General features: G+C 58.7%; 6 protein-coding genes and 5 pseudogenes. 4 read left to right on the top strand and 7 right to left on the bottom strand.

The genetic code is table 11. The features are described from left to right. Positions 1 to 457: 457 nt before the first annotated feature. Entirely contained in the window at positions 458 to 1045 is a 588-nt protein-coding gene (locus tag ABIB00_RS38395; RefSeq protein ID WP_354107935.1) for a GNAT family N-acetyltransferase, read from the bottom strand. Between the two features lie 452 nt (positions 1046 to 1497). Here ABIB00_RS38395 and ABIB00_RS38400 point away from each other — a divergent pair, with 452 nt between their 5' ends. The 3 genes and pseudogenes from ABIB00_RS38400 to ABIB00_RS38410 all read left to right on the top strand — a co-directional run bounded on the left by ABIB00_RS38400 (position 1498) and on the right by ABIB00_RS38410 (position 3845). Beyond that, the gene (locus ABIB00_RS38400; protein ID WP_354107936.1) at positions 1498 to 1992 is read left to right on the top strand and encodes a GNAT family N-acetyltransferase; all 495 of its coding nucleotides are present in this window, start codon (positions 1498 to 1500) and stop codon (positions 1990 to 1992) included. 21 nt (positions 1993 to 2013) lie between these two features. Continuing rightward, positions 2014 to 2236, top strand: a pseudogene (locus ABIB00_RS39280) (IS3 family transposase); the annotation flags it as partial. 613 nt (positions 2237 to 2849) lie between these two features. Then, entirely contained in the window at positions 2850 to 3845 is a 996-nt protein-coding gene (locus tag ABIB00_RS38410; protein WP_354107937.1) for an ATP-grasp domain-containing protein, read from the top strand. Between the two features lie 129 nt (positions 3846 to 3974). Here the strand turns inward: ABIB00_RS38410 and tnpC are convergent. From tnpC to ABIB00_RS38440, 5 genes and pseudogenes are all read right to left on the bottom strand, one after another. Further along, positions 3975 to 5497: pseudogene (gene tnpC, locus ABIB00_RS38420) on the bottom strand (IS66 family transposase). A 71-nt stretch (positions 5498 to 5568) separates the two neighbouring features. After that, positions 5569 to 5925, bottom strand: a complete 357-nt coding sequence (tnpB, locus tag ABIB00_RS38425; RefSeq protein WP_354107938.1) for an IS66 family insertion sequence element accessory protein TnpB — start codon at positions 5923 to 5925, stop codon at positions 5569 to 5571. Next, positions 5922 to 6113 carry a hypothetical protein gene (locus ABIB00_RS38430; RefSeq protein ID WP_354107939.1) on the bottom strand — a complete coding sequence of 64 codons (192 nt, stop codon included), beginning with the start codon at positions 6111 to 6113 and terminating at the stop codon, positions 5922 to 5924. Before ABIB00_RS38430 ends, tnpB begins: the two co-directional genes overlap by 4 nt. A gap of 54 nt (positions 6114 to 6167) precedes the next feature. Continuing rightward, the gene (locus tag ABIB00_RS39285; RefSeq protein WP_502917961.1) at positions 6168 to 6365 is read right to left on the bottom strand and encodes a transposase; all 198 of its coding nucleotides are present in this window, start codon (positions 6363 to 6365) and stop codon (positions 6168 to 6170) included. A gap of 80 nt (positions 6366 to 6445) precedes the next feature. After that, a pseudogene (locus tag ABIB00_RS38440) lies at positions 6446 to 7026 on the bottom strand (IS3 family transposase); the annotation flags it as partial. 259 nt (positions 7027 to 7285) lie between these two features. Here ABIB00_RS38440 and ABIB00_RS38445 point away from each other — a divergent pair. Then, a pseudogene (locus ABIB00_RS38445) lies at positions 7286 to 7460 on the top strand (ATP-binding cassette domain-containing protein); the annotation flags it as partial. A gap of 257 nt (positions 7461 to 7717) precedes the next feature. Here the strand turns inward: ABIB00_RS38445 and ABIB00_RS38450 are convergent. Next, positions 7718 to 8750 (bottom strand): annotated as a pseudogene (locus ABIB00_RS38450) (IS110 family RNA-guided transposase). Positions 8751 to 8918 lie beyond the last annotated feature (168 nt).

Here is an 8918-nt window from a genome sequence, read left to right on the forward strand (position 1 = left end):
GCGATCCGAGACGATCGCCTCAAGCCGATGGCGGTCCGCCCGGGTGACCTTTACGATAGTTCCTGCTCTCATGCCCAGAGCTTGAACTGCTTCGGCCGATTTTGGGAATCGTCCGAATGAATCAGACCACTACCGAATAGGGATGGGAGCGAGACTTTGGCTGTTGAGCCAGGTTCGCCAAAGGACGAGTCAGACCCAAGCCGACTCAACGCGGCTCTTCCCGCCACCTGCGCCTCGATGTGTCATTTCGCTATGCCGCTTGCTCCACCGAACCCGTTCCGGTGTCAGAGACACTGACGAGGCCAAGTTAAACTGAAAAATTCAGCGGTCGAGATCAGGCAATTTCGAGTACAATGGGCACGGCTTATCTCGCGCCACGCCAAGTCGATTGCACATAGCCATCTCGATGCAAGCGTGCTGTCATACTGGGTGGTTACACGAGGTCTACGGCGTTGGTTCATGGCACTATAAGCTTTTGGAGAACCAGAACGTCGTAGTTTGTCAAGCTATCGGAAAACGCGCCGGGGAGACATCCCGCGACCGAAAGACCACATTTCCGTTCTGCGAAAGAGATAACCTTCGGGATGTCGGCAAATATCATTGCTAATATGCAATGTAGATTGTCGGTACTTGCTCGGCTTAGAACAGCGTGAGCAAGAGCGGATCCAACTCCTTGACTACGGAATGCCGCCTGAACATAGAGCGACATCTCCGCTGTCTGCCTCAGCCCTTCATTGTCATGGTGCCGAGTAAGCGCTGTCCATCCGATCACGCCACCCTTGGTGATACGCGTGTAGGCCACAAATGAGGGACGACCGAATAGAAATTCACTCATTTCCGTGACGCTCCAGGGGCGTCTTCCGTGCGTCGACTCTCTATTCCGACATGCGGCGTTGTAGACGTCTGTTACTTCGGGTAGATCAACTGTTTGCAACGAACGCACTTCATAGCGCATTTCAGACCCTCGAATCTCGTGCCGGAGTCGGCATGCTGCGGCGATAACCTGATGCATCATCCAATGAGGAAACGCTAACGGCAACATCATCCTGTTTGGTCAGTTAGTGATCAATCAGGTTCTTTTTCACAAAACGAACCCGTGCAACTCCACCCGGAATCTCTTGGAAAGCTATCGCGGTTTTCGCCTATAGGTCCCTGATTAGCCACATCCATTGTGGTGCACGCTATGCCAGGTCTTCCGTGCGCCGAGTTGAGGCAACGGCAGTTGATGTTCGACGACCGAAGTCATGCAGAGGCCGCCCCACTGTCAAGACAGGATACCAAAGGATATCGCATAATGGGCCTACGATACACTACCAGAGCTTATAGCTTGTGTAGATAGTCTAACTACTCGCATTGTTAAGCATACGTTCGGTGATGAGGGTCGTTTTTTCCATGGCAGCGGACGTCTAGCTGCCCATGTCTGATCGAAATTTGGACAGGCACGCGTAGCTACGTGGCGTCGTCCAAGGTTGCACAATTTGGAACAACTGGGATCTGATGGGTATTCGGCGCGCCAAATATTCAGATGCTGAAGACATCGCAAAAATCTACAATCAAGCGATGGCACCAGGCATCTTTGCCGTAAGTCGGGTGTCGCCCGATAGTCGTGCCGAGCGGTTAGATTGGCTCAGAGATCATAAAGACCCGTACCCCGCCTTTGTTTATGAGCATGAGAGCGAAAAAATAATTGCCTGGTGTTCCCTGAATACACTTTCAATGCGTCCTGAGTATACGGAGCTCTCGGAAGTATCGTATTACGTTGATGAACAACACAGGAGAAGAGGCATCGGAAGGCTGATGCTTGCGCACTTGACGGACGCGGCCAAAACATTTGGAGTACGTGCGTTGCTGGGCCGCACCCTTGAAAGAAATGTCGGAGCGACCAAGAATTTCGAATCGTTCGGGTTTACACGTGTTGTGATGCTACGTGAGCTTTCGCTCATTCGGGGTGAATGGCAGAATGACGTATGGCTGTTGAAACACTTGCGTTGATTGTCCGGTGTGACAGCCTGCTGCAAAGCCACCGGCTGTTGTCGCATGACTATGAGATGCCAGACGACCCGGGCGAATGATGCGGCCTTCGCCAACGCGTGAGGGCGATAGCCCCAGGAGCGCCGCCGCGTTGGCTTTCGGCGCCTCCACGTTCTGCTCAAGCGGGAGGGCTATTCGATCAAACAGAAGAAGCTGTTCCGAGCTTTACCGGGTGGAGAAGCTTGCGGTGCATCGCCGTGGCGGCGGCGCGATTAGGGATGATCCCGAAGTTACGAAGATGTTCTCGCTGCGCATGGCTTTGGCCACTGCAACGGAGATCGTCGCCCCGTGCATCCAGCCCCCGAAATGCCATTCCTTCATCAGGCCCGCTCCCCATGCTTGAGGCTCGGCCATCCGGCGCTACCCTCGGTAGGAGCTTGCCGCGGCGCGGGCCGCCCTTGTCACCTCAAAGGGCAAACATTGGGTCTAGTCGCTCAACCTCCTCTCCGTTACACGCGACCTATGCAAGCTGTGATTTACCGAAAAAAGCTGCGCTTGCGCCTCCAACCGACCCGGATGTCTATTCGCCAGTCCGCAAGCAGTCTTTCTGTCGCTCATGTCATAACCTTGTCCTGCTTCCGACAGTGGCACGAGCCTTGTCGGATTTGCGCTTGTGGCGGTCTTTAGCTGGAGCAGCCTTTTAGGAAGCCAGCCGGCTGCTGAGCCAGCATGGCCTTGGCACGCAGGTTGCAATCTACGTCCTGCAGAGTTGGGTCGATAGCAGAGTCCAGCCTGACTCGTTGCAAATCACCGAGGTACCGTAGGCATGGTTGTTTTCGATCGTGGGACTACGAAAGCGTTCAGCTTAGGAGAATGTAATGCGGCTGCTGATACTCACCAACACGCTCGACCGTTTAGGCGAGAACGACGCTCCTATCGGCAACGCCTTTCGCCGGTTGGGCTGGGAAGTGATCTTCGGCGAATTGAATTCTATTTCGGCAGACGACTATCGCTTTTTCACCCAAGGAGTCCTGGTGCCTCAAAACGCCGAGCCCTACAGTCCCGGCTGCGCGGCAGGAGGAAACCGAAATGCCTATTTTCTCGACGAATGCCAGTTAGTCTGGATAACGAGCCATCCTCAGGATCGTGTATCCCTTGACGTTTGGCAAATGCTTTGGCTGGCTTCTCAGACCACCTCCTTTGTTAACAATGTCGAAGGTCTGATGTTCCTTACTCCAAAACATGCACTGGGCTACGTAGTGCCTAAGGCAAACAGAGTTCTTTCATATATATCGAACGATTTTTCGGTGCTATGGGATCGCTATAAAAAGACTTCAGATCAGTGGTGGGTGGCCAAGCCGCCAAATTCCACTTGCGGGCAAAACGTGTTTCTACTTACGCCAAAGGCGCCAAACGTCCGAGCAATCCTGCAATGCCTTACTGGAAATACTGCCGCGCACAAAGATAGCTACGGCGAACTAGGCGGCTTCAAAGCTGAGTACACCGTTCTTCAGCGGTATATTCCTGAAGTGGCCCACGGCGAAAAGCGTATCATCGTTGCTTGTGGAGAGGCCGTTGCCTGGCACGGCCGCATCGGACATCCTGACGATCACAGGTCGAACATAGTGCTGGGAGGAAGGCCCATTCCGGCGGATCTGCATCAAGATGAAATTGAACTAGCAGAATCGATCGGCGGAAAGCTGATGGCACATGGAATCAACTTCGCAGGGATAGACATTGCGTATCCTTACATAATTGAAATAAACCTCGTAAATCCGGGGGGGCTGTACGACTTGAAGTTGGCTTCTGGACTAGACCGCTCGCACAATGTTGCCGAGCTAATCATTGCTCATTTCAAGAAGAGTCGTTCCTGAGATGCGCATTCACTAGTCGTGAGAACTCGATCGTTTCAGTCGTTACATCGTCGATGGCCCAGTCGAGCACGACAGCGAGATACACGAAGCCGCGCGCCATCATGATGTAAGTGATGGTAAGCGTCGTTGTCAGGCCACGACCCTGAGCGCCGGGGCAATGGGATAGGCCCATGGCAGCAGATCGTCGACTTGGCTGTTGGGGTGAGCGTTTACGATCTTTGTGATGACGTCGGCAAGGTACGCGTGAGGTTCGATATCGATGAGCCTGCAGGTCTCGATCAACGAGGCGACGACAGCCCAATGCTCGCCGCCGCCGTCGGAGCAAGCGAAGAGTGCGTTTTTGCGGTTCAGCGCGATTGGCCGGATCGCGCGTTCGACGACGTTGGAGTCGATCTCGATTCGGCCGTCGTCGAGGAAGCGGGTCAGGCCCTCCCAACGCGAGAGCGCATAGCGGATCGCTTCAGCGAGTTTTGTCTTCTGACTGATCAGAGCGAGCTTGGCGTGCAGCCAGGGTTCAAGCTCATCGATGATCGGCCGGCTCCTCTGCAGCCTGGCGTCGCGTCTTTCCTCAGCGCTGCGGCCACGGATATCGCCCTCGACGGCATAGAGCCCGGCGATGCGTCCGAGCGCCTCGCTGGCGATCGGCGCCGGGCCGGCCGCAGCGAGTTCCTAGAAGCGTCGGCGCACATGCGCCCAGCAGAATGCCAGTCGCACGTCGCCGCGCTCGGCGAGTAGGCGATAGCCGGCGTAGCCATCGACCTGAAGGGTGCCAGTGAACCCAGCGAGATGGGCGATCGGCCGCTCCGCCTTGCGATCGGCGCGTAGACATAGGCCACGCCGGGCGGGTCGGCGTCACCCGAGGGGTGATCGTCGCGCGCATAAGCCCACAGTCGGCCGGTCTTGGTCTTCCCGCGTCCGGGATTGAGCACCGTCGCCGTCGTCTCGTCGGCGAACAGCTTGGTCGAGCCCTTGAGCCTGCCGAGCAGGCGCTCGTGCACCGGCCGCAAAAGGAAGGCGGCGCGACCGACCCAGTCGGCGAGGGTCGAGCGATCGAGCGTGATGCCCTGCCGCGCATAGATCTGAGCCTGCCGATACAACGGTAGATGATCGGCGGAGACGAGAACCTGCGCTACTGTCGCCTCGGTCGGCAATCCGCCCTCGATCAGCCGCGCCGGCGCTGGAGCTTGCAGGACACCGTCCCGGCACGATCGGCAGGCGTATTTGGGCCGCCGGATCACCAGCACCCGGAACTGCGCCGGCACGATGTCGAGCCGCTCGCTCTTGTCTTCGCCGATTCGGTGCAACTCGCCCTTGCAACACGGGCAGCTCTTGTCATCGATGTCGACGACAACCTCGATGCGCGGCAGATGCGCCGGCAGCGACCCACGGTTGATGCGGCGCTTGGCGGCATGGCTTGCCCGCTCGGTTGGCGCCGCCGCTTCGTTCTCGGCTTCAGTGCTCGCCGCCGTCTGCTCGACCTCTTCCAGGCTAAGCAGCAGTTGATCTTCCGGCAGCGCCTCGGCCCGTCGGCCAAGCGGTGACGCTGCAACTCCTTGATGATTTGCTCCAGCCGTCTCGGCGCGCGCACGTTCCGCCAGCAGCATCGCCTTGAGCGTGCCGGCATCGTCGGGCAGCGTGTCCGTCGTCGCCATATGGCGCGATTACATGATGTGCTGCAGCTCCTTGCGAGCATTGCAATCGGACTGATTCACTCTGTCGCAGATCAGCCTGGCTGCACCGGCGCCCGGGTCTCGCGCGCGGCGTGAACCCGTCGCCAATCGAGCCCTTCCAACAATGCCGAGAACTCCGCAGCCGACAGCCGCATCACCCCGTCCTGCACGTTCGGCCAGCGGAACTGGCCATCCTCGAGCCGTTTGGCGAACAGGCACACTCCCGTGCCGTCCCAATAGATCAGCTTCACGCGGTCGGCACGTTTCGCTCGGAACACATAGACGGCGCCCGAGAACGGATCGGACTTCATCGTCTCGCGCACCAGTGCCGCCAGACCCTCGGCGCCCTTGCGGAAGTCCACCGGCTTGGTCGCCATCATTAACCGCACCGCGCCGGTCGGACCGATCACGTGCCGGCCTTCAGCGCCCGGATGACCACCGCGACCGTCTTGGCGTCAGCGCCAAGGCCGACCCGGACGCTGACGCGTTCGATCTCCACCTCGATCATTCCCGAGGCTCGATCCACCGGGCGTGCCCGCTGGCGCTGCCGCCGGCGAACTGCGCCTTGCGGCAATGCCGCTTCCACCATCGCAGGCATGAACCGCGGCGCCTCGGTGGCAGCGTCCGCCCCGGGCTGCCGTGCCTGGCGGCGTCACGTGAACAGTTGTTGCGGCGCAAGCCCATGCCGCCGCGCAACTTCCGACACCACCGCACCCGGGACAAGCGTCTCTTCAATCATCCGGACCTTCGTCTGCCGAGAACCATCGGGGACGGCCCGTTCCCGTGATAACCTCAAGCCGACGCGCCGTCGTTGCCTCCGGCTTAAGCGTATGGTCAAGCGTAGACACAAGACGATCTCTCCGATTCAGAGATCGTCACACTCGCCGATCGCAATCTTCAGGAAAAGGTGTGGTCAAAACACCGCTTACAAGTGATTTCCATCGCCCAGACCTGGTTCGGCCGCGTGATCGATGCCGCGCAGCAGGTACCGATAGATCTTGGCCGGGCTCCGGCTTCGTGATCCGGGGACGGCGATAGAGCGCTTCTATGCCCATCCGCCGCATCAGCGTTATGACATGCCGGCGGCCAATCTTGCACCCCTCGGCAGCCAGCCGGCCACTCAAGATCCGCGAACCGGCGAAAGGAAACTCCAGATGCAGCCGATCGAGACGCCGCATGACCGCGAGATCGGCGTCCGACACCGGGCGCGGCAGGTAATAGACGCTGCCACGGCTGATCTGCAAGACTTCCGCTTGCTTCGTGATCGACAAATCGTGCTCGCGGTCGATCATCGCTTTGCGCTCAGCAATCCCGCCGTGGTGAGCGCACGTTCTGAAAAATCGTTCTTCAGCGTCAGTTCTTCAACTTCTCGTGCAGCGACTTCATTTCGATCGCGCACGTCCGGCACCGCGGTGCCAGGTCCAAAAAGTCCGGAAGCTCCACCTTTCAGCTCGGCTTTCGACGCCGTAATCTGATTGGGGGAACGTCAAGTGCTCAGCCAATTGAGCTATCGTTCGGTCGCCCTAGACAGCGGCAATGGGATTCCGGCGCGCTCGTCTGCTCATGGTCTCTCCTGTTCGGGGCGATATCGCCGCCAGGCGGAAACGCTCCATCACCGCCGGCAACACCTCGCGCCGCGCACACATGCTGATCATAGAGACCACCGAACCGATACGGTGACCGGGGCGCAGTCATCGGCGAGAAGTTGTCTAGTAACATTCTTGGTTCAAAAAGGATGAAACGCTCGTGCGGGAAAACAATGACCTAGTCGTGGAGTTGCGCTCAGTTTCCAAGCTCTATGGCGATACGGCTGCAGTCGCGGACATTTCGCTCAAGGCGCTGCGGGGGGAACTTCTTTGCCTGCTTGGTCCCTCTGGATGGCAAGACAACCACACTGCGCATGGTCGCCGGCTTCGTAGATCCATCCTCTGGCAGTATACTCATCTGTGGACGCCCCGCGAGATGCAAGCGATTTTTGAAGAAGATCGGCACGTAGTCGGATGCTGCCATCTGTCCGGCCTCTGATGGTGCAGCGATGAAGCTGCGGGCCCGTATGGGAGTTCGCGGACCGAAACCAAATCATAAACGCGTGCTCGGTAGGCACGATGAGTACACCTGGTTCTTCCGGTCTCGTCTCGCCGACTGTTGCGCCATACTCTCCTTCGACCGGCTACATCTCCGACGACCTCAGGTCCGCCAGGATCACGCCTTGGCTGCGACCGGAGCCCTGTAATTCTCCTGCTTGATAAGTGGCGCCCAGACGATCCGCGCCATCTTATTGGCGAGCGCGACCGTTACCAGCATGCGCGGTTTGCGAGCCAGCATCTGTTCGAGCCACGATCCCCTTGGCGCACCGCGTTTGCTCGCCTGTTGCACGACCGCGCTGCTGCCGATGATGAGGAGGCGCCTGAGCGTTCGCTCCCCCATCTTGGACGTCGCGCCAAGCCTCTGTTTGCCACCCGTCGATTTTTGAAGAGGCGTGAGACCCAACCAGGCGGCAAAGTCGCGTCCCTTGGTGAAAGTCTCGATCGGCGGCGCCAGGGCGGCGATCGCGGTGGCGGAGATCGGCCGACGCCAGGAATAGTCATCAGTCTGCGCGATACCTCGTCTTCGCGAGCGCGTCGCGTGATCTCCTTGTCGAGATCCGCGATCTTGCCATTCAACTCGGCGAGAAGGTCTAGCATCACTCGGAACATGGGACGGGCCGCTTCGGGAAGGGAGCTGGCCATCGCTTCTTCCTCAATCAGGTCGGCAAGCATCGCCACGTGCGATGGCCCCTTAGGTGCGACCTAACCATATTCAGTGAGATGTCCCCGGATCGCGTTGATGAGCTGCGTTCGCTGCCGCACTAACAGGTCACGGGTCCGAAACACCAGACCCGCCGCCTGTTGCTGTTCGCTCTTCACGGCCACGAACCGCATGCTCGGCCGCTGCGCTGCTTCGCAGATCGCCTCGGCGTCGATCGCGTCGTTCTTTTGCCGCTTCACAAACGGCTTTACATAGGCGGGAGGGATCAGCCGAACTTCGTGCCAAGCCGAGTGAGCTGACGGGCCCAGTGATGGGCTCCGCCACATGCCTCCAGCGCTACCGTGCAACTCGGCTGGGCTGAGAAGAAATCCAGCAGCTTTCCTCGGCTGATCCGCTTGCTGAATATAGCTCGCCCTTTCCCGTCTGCTCCATGAGCGTGGAAAACATGTTTGGCGATGTCCAGACCGATTATGCTAACCTGCATCACGGACGCCTCCCTTAAGTGGTGCTAAACACCTCCACTTTGGCACATCGATGCCGTCGGCGGGGCGTCCTGCGTGTTTCACCGCATCATGAGCAACGATTTCAGAGGATCGTGAGCAGCGATTTCAGGCGATCGTGAGCACCTTTTGGGGGTGCCGGACGCTTCGACCGA

It is taken from the genome of Bradyrhizobium sp. LB14.3 (assembly GCF_040547985.1).
Classification (GTDB): domain Bacteria; phylum Pseudomonadota; class Alphaproteobacteria; order Rhizobiales; family Xanthobacteraceae; genus Bradyrhizobium.

Bases quoted from the DNA above. Each gene is read 5' to 3' on its own strand.
- ABIB00_RS38430 (WP_354107939.1), bottom strand. From the start codon at position 6,113: ATGCCTGCGATGGTGGAAGCGGCATTGCCGCAAGGCGCAGTTCGCCGG.
- ABIB00_RS38400 (WP_354107936.1), top strand. From the start codon at position 1,498: ATGGGTATTCGGCGCGCCAAATATTCAGATGCTGAAGACATCGCAAAA.
- ABIB00_RS38395 (WP_354107935.1), bottom strand. From the start codon at position 1,045: ATGATGTTGCCGTTAGCGTTTCCTCATTGGATGATGCATCAGGTTATC.
- ABIB00_RS38410 (WP_354107937.1), top strand. From the start codon at position 2,850: ATGCGGCTGCTGATACTCACCAACACGCTCGACCGTTTAGGCGAGAAC.